Source organism: Agathobaculum sp., assembly GCF_022775115.1.
Lineage (GTDB): Bacteria > Bacillota > Clostridia > Oscillospirales > Butyricicoccaceae > Agathobaculum.
Genome location: NZ_JALFLA010000061.1, coordinates 1 through 15,439, shown reverse-complemented (window position 1 = coordinate 15,439; position 15,439 = coordinate 1). Strand labels below are relative to the sequence as shown.

The following is a 15,439-nucleotide window of genomic DNA, read 5'->3' as shown; positions in this document are numbered from 1 at the left end:
TATGTTCATATATTCATATTAGTACAGCGGGCGGCGTTTGTCAATGGGCGCTCTTATTTTTTTTGGACAGCACGCCGATAGACTACACAAGCGATATTTGATGAGGGGGACATGCAAATGCAGCATATCAAAAGAGGCTTGGCGGCGCTGCTGTGCGCAGCCTTGACCATGGCGGTCTGTCCGGTTTGGGCGGGAGCGGCAGCCGCCGGTGTGGTCACGACAACGGCGGCGATTGGCGGGGGCAGCGCACGGCTGGTCTATGTGACAATGGACGGCAGCCGCACGGCCGATGTGGCGCTTGCAGGCGGCAGCGTCCATCAGGATACCGACGCGGCTACGCTGGTCAGCCGCGTCACGGCGGACGGCAATTCGACGGTTGTCGCAGCGATAAACGGCGGCTTTTTCAACTCCTATTATAACGCGGGCGCGGCGATGAGCTATCCGAACAACTGCCCGCGCATCTATTCGACTGTGGTGCGGGACGGCCGCGTGGTAAACGGCATGGGCGAGGCCAATCTGCTGGGTGTCACATGGGATGGCAAGCCCTATATCGACCGCGCCAAAACACAGTGCTCGGTGCTCATCAACGGCAAGGTGCAGGTCAACGTGTGGGCGGTCAACGATTATTACACGGATGCCAAGTCGATCTCGCTGTTTACGGGGGAATTTACCCTGCCCATCACCGTCGCGCGGGACAGCAAGGTGCTCACGCTGCGGGATGGCCGCGTGGCCGCGGTGGCGGGCGGCGGCACCTATACCGTGCCCGCCGGGGCGCAGCTGCTGGTGTATAACGCCGGTGCTGCTGCAGATGCACAGAAGTTCAACCTGTTCCCGGCGGTGGGCGACTCGGCGGCGGTCGCGTCGACCGCAGTCTCCTGCGTGCGCGCGGGCGATCTGGCCGCGTGGCAGAATATGAAAACTGTGGTCGCGGGCGGCCGTATGCTGCTGCAAAACGGCGTGGACGTGACCGACAGCGCGGTGTATAACAAGGATATCACCGCCGCCGATCAAGCGGTGGACAGCGTGGCGCAGCGCAGCTTCGCGGCCATCATGAACGACGGCCGGCTGGTGCTCGGCACGGCAAGCAGCGCGTCGCTGCGGCAGGTCGCGGCCTATCTCAAGGGCGCGGGCGCGGTCAACGCCGTCAGCTTGGACGGCGGCGCATCGAGTATGCTGTATGTACCCGGCACGGGCTACCTGACCACCGCAGGCCGCCGTCTGGCGAGCGCGTTTGTCATCGTGGACGAGGCGGTGCGCGAGCAGAAGCCCGAAGCGCCTGTCATTCAGCCCGCGGGCGGCTCGACCACCGGCCTGAACGCGAATGAGCCGTCCGCGTGGGCGGCCGCGCCCATTGACGAGGGCAAGGCGCTCGGTCTGATCCCTGATTGGCTGCAATTCAACTACCGCGCGAACATTACGCGGCGCGAGTTCTGCGTGCTGATCGTCACCATGCTGGAGAAAAAGACCGGCGGCAGCATCGACCAGCTGCGCGCCAAGCACGGCCTTGCATACGCTGCCGCGTTTTCCGATACCGATGACTTCTATGTGCGCGAGTGCGCCTCGTTCGGTATTGTAAACGGCATTGGCGACGGCCGCTTCGGCCCGGGCGATTCGCTGACCCGGCAGGAGGCCGCGGCCATCTTACAGCGCGCGGCAAAGCTGCTCGGCGCATCCGGCACGGGCGCGGGCAAGCAGTTTGCCGACGCGGCCAAGATAGACACTTGGGCGCGTGACGCAGTCGCGTTCGTCACAGCGAACGGCATCATGAACGGCAGCGGCGATACCTTTGACCCGCACGGCCACTTCACCCGCGAGCAGGCGTTCATCACCATGCGCAACGCCTATCAGAATATCTAAGGCAATACAAAAAGGCGGACGCCCGGCAGGGCGTCCGCCTTTTATTATGGTTGCTGCTGTCTGGCCTGCTCGATCTCGTTGAGCAGCTTTTTGTGCGTGTCGTCAAACAGCAAGCGGTCGTTGTGCTGAAAATACGCCTCGCAGCCAAAGTTCTGGATGAACCACGAGGTAAAGAAATTAGCCGTCAGCTCGGTGGCGAACAGCACCATTTCTTGGCTGTCACCGAGAGCCGCGTCCAGAAAAGCAAAAGCGTTTGCAAGCTGCCGGTCGGTCAGTGCGGCCGCGTCGGCGCGCGCCTGCACATCGCGCTGGAACAGCGCGCCGAGCCGCTCAAACGCTTGCCCTTTGGGTGTTTTCTCCAGCGCAAGCGTCTGCCGGAAGGCGGACAGGCGCTCGGTTTCGCGCGCGGCGATGAAGAGTGCGTCCCGGTCGGTGCTGCCCGCCGCGCGGCGGCGCGCCAGCGCCGCCTGCCGGTCATCCAGCAGCGTGCCGAGCGTTGTTTTGCCCTCGCGCATGTCGAGCAGGTCGCGGTGCAGCGCGTCGGCCAGTCCGTCAAGGCGGTAGACCGTGCGCGCACCCTCGGCCAATTTGGAGAGCAGCAGGCCGAGCACGCCCAGCTTTTCGTCAAACGGCGCGCCGGCAAGCTCGGAGGCGCGCACTCGCTCCCATGTGCCGTCCAGTATCTCGTCGACGCGGTAGACGCGGCGGTATTTTTCATAAAGCTGCAAATAGCCCGCGAAATCGCTCGCCACGCGCGCAAGCTGCAAATATTGCTCAACCACCTGCCGGTCGACCGGCAGGCCGAGCGTTTCGTAGACATGCATCAGCTCGGACAGATCCTCCCAGCCGCGCGCGGTGACAAATTGCAGCCCGTCCGCCGTCGCCTCAACGCGGTAGAAGTGCTCACGCCGTATCTCCAGATAAGACAGTACCGCGCCGTGGATGCCGCGCCGGTGGGCGTATTCCTTCCAGACGGAGAAGTCCTCCGTCACGTCGATGCGCTTGACGCGGTCGAGTGTGACCACGTCAAATTCGCGCACCGACTTATTGTATTCGGGCGGGTTGCCCGCCGCAACGACCACCCACCCCTCGGGCAGCTGCTGGTTGCCAAAGGTTTTGCACTGTAAAAATTGCAGCATCATGGGTGTGAGCGTCTCGGAGATGCAGTTGATCTCGTCAAGGAACAAGATGCCCTCGCGCACGCCCGTGCGCGCGATCTCACGGTGGACGGAGGCGATGATCTCGCTCATCGTGTAGGCGGTCACCGCGTATTCCTGCCCGTCAAAGCGCTGTTTTTCGATATACGGCAGGCCAAGGGCGGATTGGCGCGTGTGGTGCGTCAGTGTGTAGGAGACAAGGCCGACGCCCGTTTCCTCCGCGATCTGCTCCATGATCTGCGTTTTGCCGATGCCCGGCGGCCCCATCAGCAGGATGGGGCGCTGGCGGATGGGCGGGATGCGGTACGCGCCGAACTCGTCGCGGGCGAGATAGGCGCGCAGCGCGTTTTTGATCTCGTTTTTGGCTCGTTTGATATTCATGTTCCATCTCCTTGCGATGTGCAGAGCGCTTGGTCGCGCAAGACCACGCGGATGCCCCACGGGGGCACGTTGTCGGGATAAGCCTGCCCCTCGAGCATGACAAAGGCAGCGTCGTAGGACGGGCGTTTTTTCGGATAGATGCCCAGGCCGTCGGTGAAGTAGAGCAGGCCGCGCAGGTGGTGGAACGCGCCCTCGCCGCGCAGCTTGTTCACATGGTCGAACACCGGACGGAAATCGGTGGCCGACTGGCCGATCAGCTCCAAATGCTCCATATAATCGGCAAGCTCGCGCGCGTTCGTGATGCGCTTGTCCGCGCGGAGCTGGTCGTCACACTGCAAAATGCGCAGGTTGACCGTGCGGAAAAAGCTCTCGCTTTGCTGCAGCAGCTCGTAGGTGCGGCGCAGAAAATCCCGCACCAGCTCGCCCGAGGTCGACATTGACGTGTCGATGGCGATGACAAAGTCCTCGATCCGGCGCACCTCACGCGTTTCGAGCGGCTCGATGAGCGGCATGTTGCCGTAATGCCGCAGGCCGTAGGCATAGTAGCCATAGTCGAAGGAGTCCGCGTCGACCGCAACCTCCTCCCGCAGCGTGGCGAAGCGGCGCAGAAAGGCGCGGTAGTCGGTCGTGCCTTGGGTGGTGACCGCAAGCTGCTCGCGCACGGCCGCGCCGCCGGTCGCCTGATCGGCAAAGACGGTGTTCATCGCGGTTTCGGTGCGCTCGGCGCGGCGCTGCCACTGGCGGTCCTGCTCGTCGTCGCCCTCCTCGGGCCAGAGCGTGTGCTCGTCGATGAAGAATTCGCGCGCGAGCGTGGCGCAGTCATAGGGGGACAGGCGCTCGCGCCGGAACTGGCGGTAAACCGCCTCGGCGGTCAGCACGGGCAGCTGCTCCCGCAGGCGGCGGTACAGGTTTTGCCGCCGCACCGAGGGGCGCGCGGCTTGCAGACAGCGGTAGTCGAGCGCGTCCAGCATACTCTCGACCGCGACATCGCAGGCCAAGTCCCATAGGGCGCGGTCGCGGCCGCGCGTTTTGACGGGGTGGCGCAGCAGACAGTGGAACACACTGTGCAGATAGGCGCGGTTGACAAGCGCGCGGGCGCGTTCATACTGCTGCGCGAGCCACGTGCCGTTGAAATACAGGTGTTTCGCGTCGGTCGCAAGCGTGGCTGTGTCAAAGCCGTCCGATACGGCGAGCGCCGAGAGCGCGGCGTCCAGAAAGGGCAGGCTCATATACAGCTCGGTGCGGGCGGAGAACAATATCTCCCGCCCGATGCTTGCCCAGCGTTCGGATTGGGGCATACAGCGCCTCCGTTTCTATAAATCAAAGGTTTTGGCGCGCCCGGCCGCCTGATTTCCGCCTGACGCGGCCAGCAGCACCGAGAGCGCCGCAGTCTGCCCGTGCCGGCGCGCGGCATCGCAGGCCGTGCCGATCGCTTCCGGTGAAAGCACGCCGAGCGTCAGCAGAAAATGCAGCGCGCTGCTCTCACCGGCCTCGGCCATCTTGCACGCCAGCGCACCGCCGTGCGCGCGCAGGCAGTTCAAATAGTCCTCACGCGCTGCGTCGCCCAGCGCATATGGCAGCGCCAGTCGCCGCACGGCGACCCGCGCGGCAACGGTAAAGTCATGCCGCTCGAGCAGCGCGGCGAGCGCCTTGTCATACTGGGCAAATTGCAGCGCGCCGCCCGCAAAGCATTGGCGGTACAGGTAGCCCGCGCCGTGGATGCGGCGCTGGAAGACGTGCGCGGGCGAAAGATCCTCCAACTCCTCTGAATAGGCGGGAAAGAGCAGGCGCGCGGGCGCGCCGTGGTCAAAGCGCACGTCGACTTCGGTCGCGGTCTCACCCAGCAGCTTGGGCAGGGCGGTGGGCGCGTCGGGCGCGGCGTGCAGCACAAAGGTGCGCAGCGCGCGGCAGTTCATCAGCGCGCCGCCGCCTACATCGGCCAGCGCGGCGCCGACCTCGAGCCGCTCCAAGCGGCGGCAGTTGTAAAACGCATAGCTACCCAAGCTGCGGCAGTGCGCGGGCAGCACGACACGGCGCACGGCGTTTGCGTCGTGTACCGGCGTGTCTCCGCCGCAGGTGACGCGCATGGCAAAGGTGTTGTGTCCCTTCAGGTCGGGCGCGCGCTCGGCCAGCACGTAGTCGCCCAGCGATACGACCGGCCGGCCGCCTATTTCATCGGGCAGGCGCACGGTATCGTCCCGCGTCTGACAGCGCAGAATGGCGATGCCCTCCGGCGTTTGCGCGCAGGTGAGCAGCAGCTCGTTCTCCCCGCTGATGGTATCCATGGCTCGCTCTCCTCTCATCATGCGCTGCATCATGTGCTTGATTATAGCACAGCGCGGACGGCGCGGCAAGTCAGGGCGGCGCGGATTACAGCGTTGACAGTAGCGATTTCACCAATTGAAGGTATCTCCAACCTATGATAAAATAAATAAAACCATAAATCGGGTTTAGGAAGGCAAATAAAAGCGCTATGCAGACTGATAAATTGGAATTTGGAGGACACATATGGGTTTGGAATTACTGCCGGTAAATAATGAAGATATAGTGAGATTGAAGAAGGATATGCAGGAGGCGTTTCAAAAAGGTGCGGCAAAAGAATTTGCTGGGTTAGAGGAAGAAATCCTGCCTGAAAAGGACATTGACGAGTCCTTATCCAAAAAGGGAGCTGTTGCATATAAAGCGGTGGAGAATGACCAACTGCTTGGAGGAGCAATTGTTGTAATAGATAAAACAACCCAACATAACCACCTTGATTTTTTATATGTCAAGTATGGAATCCAAAGCAAGGGGATCGGGCAGAAACTGTGGCGTGAGATTGAAAAGCGTCACCCTGATACAAAAGTATGGGAAACCTACACGCCATATTTTGAAAAAAGAAACATACATTTTTATATCAACCGTTTGGGGTTTCGCGCAGTAGAATTTTTTAACCCACACCATAAGAATCCGAATATCCCGGATGATATGATAGGAGCGGATTATTTCTTCCGCTTTGAAAAAACAATGGGATAGGTGGAAGCCAACCTATCGAGGTGTTTAGAAGGCTTTGAGCTGAACCGGTAAAGCCTTGTTCTGCCATTTCGAGGAGAGGATCCTGAAATAAGGATATTTTGCGTTAAAAGGAATCAGCACGGCCTTACAAAATTTATTTGTTCGGGCGGTTTTGTTTGACAAATTAGGATAGATGGTTTATAATGTAAAAGAACAACGGAGTTCACCGCAAACGGGTGAGCTCCGTTTTTTTGTATTTTATAAAAGGAGGGCCAACGCCCATGGATGAAATCGACGCCAAGCTGATCCGGCTGCTGCAAAGCAACGCGCGTACCCCGATCAAATATCTGGCCAAGGAGGTCAACCTGTCCTCGCCCGCCGTGTCCGCCCGCATGGAGCGGCTCGAGAAAAAGGGCGTGATACGCGGCTACACGCTCGATCTTGACCCGCTGCAGCTGGGCTATCATATCCTTGCGTACATCAATCTGGATATGCAGCCCGCGCAAAAGCCCGCGTTTTATCCGTTTATCGCCGCCTGCCCTAATGTGCTGGAATGCAACTGCGTGACAGGCAATTACTCCATGCTGGTCAAGGTCTGCTTCCCCTCCACGCAGGAGCTGGACGGCTTTATCGGGCAGCTCCAGCAGTTCGGCAAGACCCAAACGCAGATCGTCTTTTCCTCGCCCGTGCCGCCGCGCGCCGTCCGGGTGTGACTGCACGCACCCGGCTGCGGACACGCCATAGCGGGCACTTTTTGCCATTTTTCATAAAAACCATATCGGTGTCTCCACGCTTTTTTCGTTGCAAGGCGCGGGATTTGGTGTTAGAATAAAGGGAACACCGCATAATTGGGCAGGCGTGACTTGCCAAAGCGCGATCGTGCGGCGTTGCCAAAATACCGCTATATTTTTTGTAAAACGCGCGGAACGGAGAATATGCTTTATGTGGATCGCAGACCGCTGGGAGGATTACGCCGTGCTTGACTGCGGCGGCGGGGAGAAAATCGAACGCTGGGGCGACCAGCTCTTGCAGCGTCCCGATCCGCAGGCCATTTGGCCGCGGGACAAGGACTGCCGCGCGTGGGGCAGGCCGAATGCCATCTACCACCGCTCGAGCGCGGGCGGAGGCCGCTGGGAGATTCGGCGCCTGCCCGCCCAGTGGGCCATCCGCTACGGCGGGCTGACCTTTCAGCTCAAGCCGATGCGCTTCAAGCACACCGGCCTGTTTCCCGAGCAGGCCGCCAACTGGGACTTTATCGACCGCATGATACGGGGCGCGGGTAGGGCGGTCAGCGTGCTCAACCTGTTCGCCTATACGGGCGGGGCGACACTTGCTGCCGCGCACGCGGGTGCGTCGGTCTGCCATGTGGATGCATCCAAGGGCATGGTGCAGTGGGCGCGGGAAAACGCCGCCTGCTCGGGGCTGGCCGACCGCCCGATCCGCTGGATCGTCGACGACTGCAAAAAATTCATCCAGCGCGAGATACGGCGCGGCCACCGGTACGACGCCATCATCATGGACCCGCCCAGCTACGGGCGCGGCCCGGCGGGCGAGACATGGAAGATAGAGCAGGATGTGGCCGCGTTCGTCGAGCTGGCTATGGGCGTTCTGTCGGACAGGCCGCTGTTTGTACTCATCTCGAGCTACTCGACCGGGCTTGCGCCCTCGGTCATGCAGTACTTGCTGGGCATCACCGTGGGCAGGCGCGCCGCGGGGCATATCGAGGCGCAGGAGCTGGGGCTGCCAGTCGAGTCGACCGGACTTGCACTGCCGTGCGGCTCGAGCGCGCGCTTTATCGCGCGGAACTGACCTGCCCCCGGATAAACCAATGGATAAGGACGATCAACCTATGTCTGCGATCATCAAAACAGAAAATTTGCAATACGCCTATCCGGTGGAGGAGGGGCAGCTCGCCGTACCCGTGCTCAAGGGTGTGACGCTGTCGGTCGGCCGGGGCGAGTTTGTCGCCGTGCTGGGGCACAACGGCTCGGGCAAATCAACGCTTGCCGGCTGCTTTAATGCCATCCGTCTGCCGACGGGCGGGGTGTGTTATGTCGATATGATGGACACCAGGGACGAGAAAAACACCTACGAGGTGCGCAAGACCGTGTCCATGGTGTTCCAAAACCCGGATAACCAGCTTGTTGCCACCGTGGTCGAGGAGGATGTCGCTTTCGCGCTGGAAAACATGGGCGTGCCGCCCGAGGAGATCCGCGTGCGCGTGAGCGACGCGCTCCGGGCTGTCGATATGTACGAATACCGCGCGCAGGCGCCGCACCGCCTTTCCGGCGGGCAGAAGCAGCGCGTGGCCATCGCGGGCGTGATCGCTATGATGCCGCGCTGCGTCGTGCTCGACGAGCCGACCGCCATGCTCGACCCGCAGGGTCGGCGCGAGGTCATGCATGTCGTGCGCGCGCTGAACCGCACCTACGGCATCACAGTCGTGCTCATCACCCACCATATGGACGAGGCCGTGCAGGCCGACCGCGTGGTAGTCATGCATCAGGGCGAGGTGCTGATGGACGGCGCGCCGCGCGCGATCTTCACGCAGGTGGACAAGCTGCGCGCCGCGTCGCTGACCGTGCCGCAGACCATCGAGGTGCTGTATGAGCTGGGCCGCGCGGACGGTGCGGCGCTGCCGGTCGACGCGCTTACGGTTAAGGAGTGCGCGGATATTCTGGAAAAATATTTGGCGTAAGCCGTCCTGCCTCCATTTCTGAAAGGAAAGCGCGGGAGGCGGGCGTGTGCAGGAGGGAAAACCTTGTCAACCATACTTGAAACGAGGGGCTTGACTTACGTTTACGGAGCAGGCACCCCCTTTGAGCGCGTCGCGCTCGACCATGTTGACCTCAGAATCGAAAAGGGTGAGATACTCGGCGTGATCGGCCACACCGGATCGGGCAAATCGACGCTTATCCAGCATTTCAACGGCCTGCTCAAGCCCTCGGCGGGCGAGGTGCTGCTGGATGGCCGGTCAATCTGGGACGAAAAGGGCAAGTGCGCGCGTGAGACGCGCTTTCGCGTCGGGCTGGTGTTCCAGTATCCCGAATACCAGCTGTTTGAGGAGACCATCGCGCGCGATATCGCCTTTGGCCCGTCCAACATGGGGCTGCCGCAGGAGGAGATCGACGCGCGTGTGCGCGAATCCATGCGCGCGGTCGGGCTGGACGAAAAGCTGGCCGGGCAATCGCCGTTTGCGCTGTCGGGCGGGCAGAAGCGCCGCGTGGCCATCGCGGGCGTGATCGCCATGCGGCCGGACGTGCTTGTGCTCGACGAGCCGACCGCCGGGCTTGACCCCGCCGGGCGGGACGAGATACTCGAGCTGGTCAAGCAGTACCATGACACGTCGGGCGCGACCGTGCTGATCGTCTCCCACTCGATGGAGGACATCGCGCGGCTGGCCGACCGGTTGCTGGTGATGGACCACAGCCGCGTGCTGTTTTGCGACACCCCGCGCGAGGTCTTTGCCCACGCCGAGGAGATTATCGCGGCTGGGCTGGATATCCCGATGATCACCAAGGTCATGCGCGAGCTGGCGCGGCGCGGGCTTGCGGTGGACACGTCGGTGTTCACCGTCCCACAGGCGCTGGATGCTATCCGCGCGGCAAAGAAGGGGGGCGCGCGCTGATGCTCAAGGATATCACCATCGGCCAGTTTTTTCCGGGAAACAGCGCGGTGCACCGTCTTGACCCGCGCGTCAAGATCGTGCTGACCATCGCGTTCATCATCGCGCTGTTTCTGGCCGCAGGGCCGGTCTCATATGCGGTCATTCTTGTGTTTCTGGCCGCGATCATCGGCATTTCGGGCATCTCGCCGCGGCTGGTCGTGCGCGGGCTGCGGCCGATTCTGTTCATCATCCTGTTCACCGCCGTGCTCAACCTGTTTTACACGCCGGGGGACTATATCTGGCAGTGGGGCTGGCTGCATATCTCCAAACAGGGCATTGCAGTCGCGTTTTTCATGGTGCTGCGGCTGATGCTGCTCATCATCGCCACCTCGATGCTGACCTACACGACCTCGCCCATCCAGCTGACCGACGGGCTTGAGCGCCTGCTCGGCCCGCTCAAACGGCTGCGCGTGCCTGTGCACGAGCTTTCCATGATGATGTCGATCGCGCTGCGCTTCATCCCGACGCTGATCGAGGAGACCGAAAAGATCATCGCGGCGCAAAAGGCGCGCGGCGCGGACTTTGACTCGGGCAATATTTTGCAGCGCGCCAAGGCACTGGTGCCCATTCTGGTGCCGCTGTTCATCTCGGCCTTCCGCCGGGCGGACGAGCTGGCGACCGCGATGGAGTGCCGCCTGTACCGCGGCGACGTGGGCCGCACCCGCATGAAGCAGCTCAAGATCGAGCGGCTGGATGTGTGCGCGAGCGTGCTGTGCACGGTCGTCATCGCGGCGGTCATCGTGCTGGGGCGCTTTGGCCTTTGACCGCGCGGCGGTATGCCGCGCTTTGTGCGCAAATTACATTTTTTCTGACCGTGGGGGCGCTTTATGAATATCGCACTGGTGCTGTCCTATGACGGAACCAATTATAACGGCTGGCAGGTGCAGAAAAACGGCCCCTCCATCCAGCAGGAGATGGAGACTGCCGTTTTCCGTCTGCTCGGGCAAAGGGTACATGTTTCGGGCGTTGGACGTACCGATTCAGGCGTACACGCGCGGCGCTATGTCGCAAGCTGCAAGGCGGACTGCACCATCCCGCTTGACCGCCTGCCCTACGCGCTCAACAGCCTGCTGCCCGAGGACATCGCAGTCTCGGGTGCGGCCGAGGTGCCGGAGGACTTCGACGCACGCTTTGACTGCACCAAAAAAGAATATGCGTATTATATCCACCCCTCCACCCTGCGTGACCCCTTTCACGCGCGCTACGCCTACCGGTACAGCTATCCGCTCGATTTAGCGCGGATGCGCGCGGGCGCGCAGCGCTTTGTCGGCCGGCAGGACTTTGCCGCGGTGCGCAGCCAAGGCACGCCGGTCAAATCGACCGTGCGCACCGTGTTCTGGTGCGAGGTCGAGCCGACCGAAAACGGTCTGGTTCGTATCCGCGTGTGCGGAGACGGCTTTCTGTATAACATGGTTCGCGCCATCGCGGGCACACTGGTCTATGTGGGCGGCGGCAAGCTGGCGCCGGACGACGTGGGTGCCATCCTGCGCGCAGGCGCGCGGGCGCAGGCGGGGCCGACCCTGCCCGCGCACGGCCTGTTTATGAACCGGCTGTGGTACGAGCATACGCCAGCGCTGGCGCGCTTCGGACTGGATGTGTAGCGCGCGGCGGATATTTATGCTTTGTTCACATTTTCGCCACAAAAACGCTGTACACTATGGGAGGTGAGGCCGATGGCGGAGCATAGGGGGGACGATGGGCACAACCTTGTTCCTTTTCCCGCCTCCCGAAAGGAGCGCGACCGCATCCTGCACGAAAGTGACGACAGGCGCGTGCGCATTGTTGCCGCGCTGCGCACAGCCGCCGGTTTTCTGCTGGTCATCGGCATGGTCGTTTTCCTGCTGGCGTATTGGCAGCTATTCATGCCCTCATCCATGCGCAGCCTGATCGGCTACGCGGCCGCCGGTCTGCGCGAGCATGAGGGTGAGATCACGACCATCCGCTACGAAAACGACACGGTCGCGGACGGGGCGCTGTTTGGCTTTGGCCTTGCCTATGCGGACAGCGACGCCCTCTTTCTTGCAAACCCCGGCAGCGTGACCACGCTGCGGATACCGCTCGGCTACACCGCGCCCGTGGTCGAGGCCGCGGGGGAGCATGTGCTGGCGTATGACCGGGGCGGCACGCGCGCGGTGCTGTGTAACGCGGCCGCGGCCACAGCCGAGTTGACGCTCACCTCGACCATCATCACGGGCAGGCTTGCGCGGGACGGGCGCTTTCTGCTCATCACGGATGAGCAGGGCTACCGCACGGCCATCGCCGTGTATGATACGCGCGGCAAAGAGGTATTCAAGTACAGCGCTTCGGAATATTATATCGTGTCGGGCGCGCTCTCACCCGATGGTAAGACACTCGGCGTGCTGGCTTTCCGGCAAAACGGCGTGTCGCTCGACACGCATGTGCTGTTTTATTCGGTGCTGACCGGCGAGTTGACCGGCGATGTGACGCTTGCCGGTTCGCTCGGCATGGAGCTTTGTTATTTTTCGAGCGGCACGGCCGCCGTGCTGTGCGACGATGGACTGTATCTCGTCCCGCGCAAGGGCGGCGAGGCCGAGCAGGCGCTGGCTATCACGGCGTCCGATTTGCTCACCTTCACCGTGGGGAGCGACCGGCTCGCGCTGGCCGTGCGCTCGTACTCGGGCGGCGCGCGCGGTGATCTCTACATCCTCGCGCCGGACGGCAGGCTGAGCGGCCCCCATGCGCTGGAGGAGGAGCCGTCGGCCATCGCGGTATCATCTGCGGGCGTGGCCGCGCTCAGTGCGGCGGGCGTTTCCGTATACGATCACACCGGCCGGCCGCTCTGGCACAACAGCGAGGCGGTCGGCGCGCAGCGCGTGCTGTTGACCGATGACAGCACAGTATACGCGCTTTATACCAAGAACACGCGGCTTTTCACCGCGCATTCTGAGCGAAGTGAGGATATTTCAGATGCAGAATGATCCCTTGCAGCTTATCACAGGGCTGCTCAACCTGCCCGATCTTGTGATTCTGGCAGTGATAGCCGTCAATATCGCTTTGGGTTACCACCGGGGCTTTTTGGCCTCACTTTGCGGGCTGGTGGGCAAGTTCGCGGCGCTGGGCGCGGCGTTTTTCACCGCGCGCGCGGCCGCGCCCACGGTCGCCCGCCTGATCGTCACGCCGATCGTCGGCGAGGTGTTTGAAAAGCAGGCCGCGCTCAGCGCGTCCTACGGCATACTGGACGGACTGCGCCAGAACGTGACCGAGGCCGCCGTCAGCATGGCAGAGAGCATCGCCTTTTTGCTGCTGCTAGTGCTCGGCTGCATCCTGTTCGGCTGGCTGGTCGTGCTTGCGGTTAAAAGCCTGCGCTTTATCGCCCACCTGACGCCGCTCGGCGTGCTCGATTCACTGGGCGGCGGCGTGATAGGGCTGGCGGCGGGCATATTGCTGGTCGTGGTCGTGCTGGTCGGCATCCAGTGGGTCTCGCCGATCACCTACACGTCGCTCGGCTGGCTGTCGCCGCAGCGCGTGGCGGACACAACGCTGCTGGCTGCGCTGGTCGACATCCTGCCGGTGGCGCTCTGACCCCAAGCATTACCTATGAACCAACCTTCCCATTGTAAGGAGTTTTATTTTATGAACATGCCAATGTGCTCACGGTGCAAAAAGAACGTCGCGGTGGTCTTTATCACCAAGATCGAAGGCCCGGAAAAAACCACGCAGGAGGGTCTGTGCCTCAAGTGCGCGCGCGAGCTGGGCGTTAAGCCGCTCGACAGCATTATGGAGCAGATGGGCATCACCGAGGACGATCTGGAGGCCCTTTCGGGCGAGATCGCCTCGCTGAGCGATCTGCAGGAGTTGGTCACCGCCGGGCCGGACGGCGCGGATGAGGACGCGCCGCACGAGGGTGAGAGCGAGGGCGGCTCTGTGCCGAGCGCCGCGCCGTCTGCTCCGCAGAAGCAGCGCGCTGCGGATAGCGCACGTACCCGCACGCAAGCACCGCCTAAAGAGGACAAAAAACGCAAATACCTGAACAATTACTGCGAAAACCTGACGCGTAAGGCGGCTGAGGGACGCATTGACCACATCGTCGGCCGCGACCGGGAGACCGACCGCGTCATCCAGATACTCAACCGCCGCCAAAAGAACAACCCCTGCCTGATCGGCGAGCCGGGTGTCGGCAAGACGGCTGTGGCCGAGGGGCTGGCCGTGCGTATCAACGAGGGACGCATCCCGTTCAAAATGCGGAACAAGGAGATACACCTGCTCGACCTGACCGCGCTGGTCGCCGGCACGCAGTTCCGCGGCCAGTTTGAAAGCCGCATGAAGGGGCTGATCGACGAGGTCAAAAAGCTGGGCAACATCATTCTCGTCATCGACGAGGTGCACAATATCGTCGGCGCGGGCGACTCTGAAGGTTCGATGAACGCCGCGAATATCTTAAAGCCTGCCCTCGCGCGCGGGGATATCCAGGTCATCGGCGCGACGACGCTGAATGAATACCGAAAATATATCGAAAAGGACGCCGCGCTTGAGCGCCGTTTCCAGCCGGTGTATGTCGGCGAGCCTTCGGTGGCCGAGACGGCCGAGATACTCAAGGGCATCCGCTCGTATTATGAGACTTTTCACGGTGTGCAGGTGCCCGACGAGATCTGCGTGCGCGCGGCCGAAATGTCTGAGCGCTATATCACCGACCGCTTTCTGCCCGACAAGGCGATCGATCTGATCGACGAGGCTTGCTCGCGCCTGAATCTGGACTGTCCGCAGCTATCCGAGATACCCGCGCTGCAAACCGAGGTCGAAAGCCTGCAAACCCAGATGGATGTGCTCGCCCAGTGCGCGCAGCAGGACGAGCAAGAGGATACCTATGCTCGCATCGCCTCGTGCCGCCAGCGGCTGCTGCAGGTGGAGGAGCGGCTGCACGAGCTGCTGACCAAGCCTGCCCCCGCGGTCGACGAGCAAGGGCTGGCCGCGGTGATCGAGCTGTGGACGGGCATCCCGGCCTCCAAGATCGCCTCGCAGGAGTCCGCGCGGCTGCGCGGCATGGAAAAGCGTCTCAAGGCGCATATCATCGGTCAGGACGAGGCTGTGGACGCGGCCTGCGCGTCCATCCGCCGCGCGCGCGCGGGCATCAGTCCGAAGAAAAAACCGGCATCCTTCCTGTTTGTCGGCCCGACCGGCGTGGGCAAGACCGAGCTGGTCAAGCAGCTGGCGCTCGATATGTTCGATTCGCCTGATGCGCTTATCCGATTGGATATGTCCGAATATATGGAAAAGCACTCGGTCTCAAAGCTGACCACGCGCCCCTGCGCGTCGGTCAGGCGGCCGTCATCCAGAATTTGCAGCAGCGCGTTGAGCACGTCCGGGTGCGCCTTTTCGATCTCGTCAAACAGCACGACCGAGTACGGGCGGCGGCGAATTTTTT

13 protein-coding genes and 2 pseudogenes are annotated in these 15,439 nt (G+C 62.2%); 11 read left to right on the top strand and 4 right to left on the bottom strand.

Translation table 11 applies throughout. The annotated features are described in order from the left end of the window. The first annotated feature begins 117 nt into the window (after positions 1 to 117). The gene (locus MR935_RS07635) at positions 118 to 1,857 is read left to right on the top strand and encodes a phosphodiester glycosidase family protein (protein WP_290572447.1); all 1,740 of its coding nucleotides are present in this window, start codon (positions 118 to 120) and stop codon (positions 1,855 to 1,857) included. A 44-nt stretch (positions 1,858 to 1,901) separates the two neighbouring features. On the opposite strand, the gene MR935_RS07630 is transcribed toward MR935_RS07635, so the two are convergent. Genes MR935_RS07630 through MR935_RS07620 form a run of 3 tightly spaced genes read right to left on the bottom strand, consistent with a single transcriptional unit; the run spans position 1,902 to position 5,680 of the window. Continuing rightward, positions 1,902 to 3,395, bottom strand: coding sequence for an AAA family ATPase (locus tag MR935_RS07630; protein ID WP_290572445.1), 1,494 nt, complete (start codon positions 3,393 to 3,395; stop codon positions 1,902 to 1,904). Next, complete coding sequence (locus MR935_RS07625; protein WP_290572443.1) at positions 3,392 to 4,693, bottom strand: vWA domain-containing protein; 1,302 nt, start codon at positions 4,691 to 4,693, stop codon at positions 3,392 to 3,394. The genes MR935_RS07630 and MR935_RS07625 overlap by 4 nt, the downstream gene beginning before the upstream one ends. Before the next feature lie 15 nt (positions 4,694 to 4,708). Next, a complete protein-coding gene (locus MR935_RS07620; RefSeq protein ID WP_290572441.1) occupies positions 4,709 to 5,680 on the bottom strand; it encodes a hypothetical protein in 972 nt (323 codons plus the stop codon). 223 nt (positions 5,681 to 5,903) lie between these two features. Here MR935_RS07620 and MR935_RS07615 point away from each other — a divergent pair, with 223 nt between their 5' ends. The 10 genes and pseudogenes from MR935_RS07615 to MR935_RS07570 all read left to right on the top strand — a co-directional run. After that, positions 5,904 to 6,410 (top strand): GNAT family N-acetyltransferase, encoded by a 507-nt coding sequence (locus MR935_RS07615; RefSeq protein ID WP_290572439.1) that lies wholly within the window; start codon positions 5,904 to 5,906, stop codon positions 6,408 to 6,410. A 260-nt stretch (positions 6,411 to 6,670) separates the two neighbouring features. After that, positions 6,671 to 7,102, top strand: coding sequence for an Lrp/AsnC family transcriptional regulator (locus tag MR935_RS07610; protein WP_290572437.1), 432 nt, complete (start codon positions 6,671 to 6,673; stop codon positions 7,100 to 7,102). A 229-nt stretch (positions 7,103 to 7,331) separates the two neighbouring features. Further along, entirely contained in the window at positions 7,332 to 8,198 is an 867-nt protein-coding gene (locus tag MR935_RS07605; RefSeq protein WP_290572435.1) for a class I SAM-dependent methyltransferase, read from the top strand. A gap of 40 nt (positions 8,199 to 8,238) precedes the next feature. Continuing rightward, entirely contained in the window at positions 8,239 to 9,087 is an 849-nt protein-coding gene (locus tag MR935_RS07600) for an energy-coupling factor transporter ATPase (RefSeq protein ID WP_290572434.1), read from the top strand. 63 nt (positions 9,088 to 9,150) lie between these two features. After that, positions 9,151 to 10,017, top strand: a complete 867-nt coding sequence (locus tag MR935_RS07595) for an energy-coupling factor transporter ATPase (RefSeq protein ID WP_290572432.1) — start codon at positions 9,151 to 9,153, stop codon at positions 10,015 to 10,017. Continuing rightward, complete coding sequence (locus tag MR935_RS07590; RefSeq protein WP_290572430.1) at positions 10,017 to 10,820, top strand: energy-coupling factor transporter transmembrane component T family protein; 804 nt, start codon at positions 10,017 to 10,019, stop codon at positions 10,818 to 10,820. The genes MR935_RS07595 and MR935_RS07590 overlap by 1 nt, the downstream gene beginning before the upstream one ends. Before the next feature lie 63 nt (positions 10,821 to 10,883). After that, positions 10,884 to 11,657, top strand: coding sequence for a tRNA pseudouridine(38-40) synthase TruA (truA, locus tag MR935_RS07585; RefSeq protein WP_290572428.1), 774 nt, complete (start codon positions 10,884 to 10,886; stop codon positions 11,655 to 11,657). 72 nt (positions 11,658 to 11,729) lie between these two features. Further along, positions 11,730 to 12,995 (top strand): DUF5711 family protein, encoded by a 1,266-nt coding sequence (locus tag MR935_RS07580; protein WP_290572426.1) that lies wholly within the window; start codon positions 11,730 to 11,732, stop codon positions 12,993 to 12,995. Continuing rightward, positions 12,985 to 13,599 (top strand): CvpA family protein, encoded by a 615-nt coding sequence (locus MR935_RS07575; protein ID WP_290572424.1) that lies wholly within the window; start codon positions 12,985 to 12,987, stop codon positions 13,597 to 13,599. The genes MR935_RS07580 and MR935_RS07575 overlap by 11 nt, the downstream gene beginning before the upstream one ends. Positions 13,600 to 13,650: 51 nt before the next feature. Next, a pseudogene (locus MR935_RS07570) lies at positions 13,651 to 15,321 on the top strand (AAA family ATPase); the annotation flags it as partial. Here MR935_RS07570 and MR935_RS07565 read toward each other — a convergent pair. Then, a pseudogene (locus tag MR935_RS07565) lies at positions 15,299 to 15,439 on the bottom strand (AAA family ATPase); the annotation flags it as partial. The pseudogenes MR935_RS07570 and MR935_RS07565 sit on opposite strands and share 23 nt — an antisense overlap.

What these genes read in the sequence shown, in the direction of transcription:
- MR935_RS07575 (WP_290572424.1), top strand. Translation starts at nt 12,985, where the DNA reads ATGCAGAATGATCCCTTGCAGCTTATCACAGGGCTGCTCAACCTGCCC.
- MR935_RS07625 (WP_290572443.1), bottom strand. Translation starts at nt 4,693, where the DNA reads ATGCCCCAATCCGAACGCTGGGCAAGCATCGGGCGGGAGATATTGTTC.
- MR935_RS07600 (WP_290572434.1), top strand. Translation starts at nt 8,239, where the DNA reads ATGTCTGCGATCATCAAAACAGAAAATTTGCAATACGCCTATCCGGTG.
- MR935_RS07610 (WP_290572437.1), top strand. Translation starts at nt 6,671, where the DNA reads ATGGATGAAATCGACGCCAAGCTGATCCGGCTGCTGCAAAGCAACGCG.
- MR935_RS07580 (WP_290572426.1), top strand. Translation starts at nt 11,730, where the DNA reads ATGGCGGAGCATAGGGGGGACGATGGGCACAACCTTGTTCCTTTTCCC.
- MR935_RS07635 (WP_290572447.1), top strand. Translation starts at nt 118, where the DNA reads ATGCAGCATATCAAAAGAGGCTTGGCGGCGCTGCTGTGCGCAGCCTTG.
- MR935_RS07590 (WP_290572430.1), top strand. Translation starts at nt 10,017, where the DNA reads ATGCTCAAGGATATCACCATCGGCCAGTTTTTTCCGGGAAACAGCGCG.
- MR935_RS07630 (WP_290572445.1), bottom strand. Translation starts at nt 3,395, where the DNA reads ATGAATATCAAACGAGCCAAAAACGAGATCAAAAACGCGCTGCGCGCC.
- MR935_RS07620 (WP_290572441.1), bottom strand. Translation starts at nt 5,680, where the DNA reads ATGGATACCATCAGCGGGGAGAACGAGCTGCTGCTCACCTGCGCGCAA.
- MR935_RS07615 (WP_290572439.1), top strand. Translation starts at nt 5,904, where the DNA reads ATGGGTTTGGAATTACTGCCGGTAAATAATGAAGATATAGTGAGATTG.
- MR935_RS07605 (WP_290572435.1), top strand. Translation starts at nt 7,332, where the DNA reads ATGTGGATCGCAGACCGCTGGGAGGATTACGCCGTGCTTGACTGCGGC.
- truA (WP_290572428.1), top strand. Translation starts at nt 10,884, where the DNA reads ATGAATATCGCACTGGTGCTGTCCTATGACGGAACCAATTATAACGGC.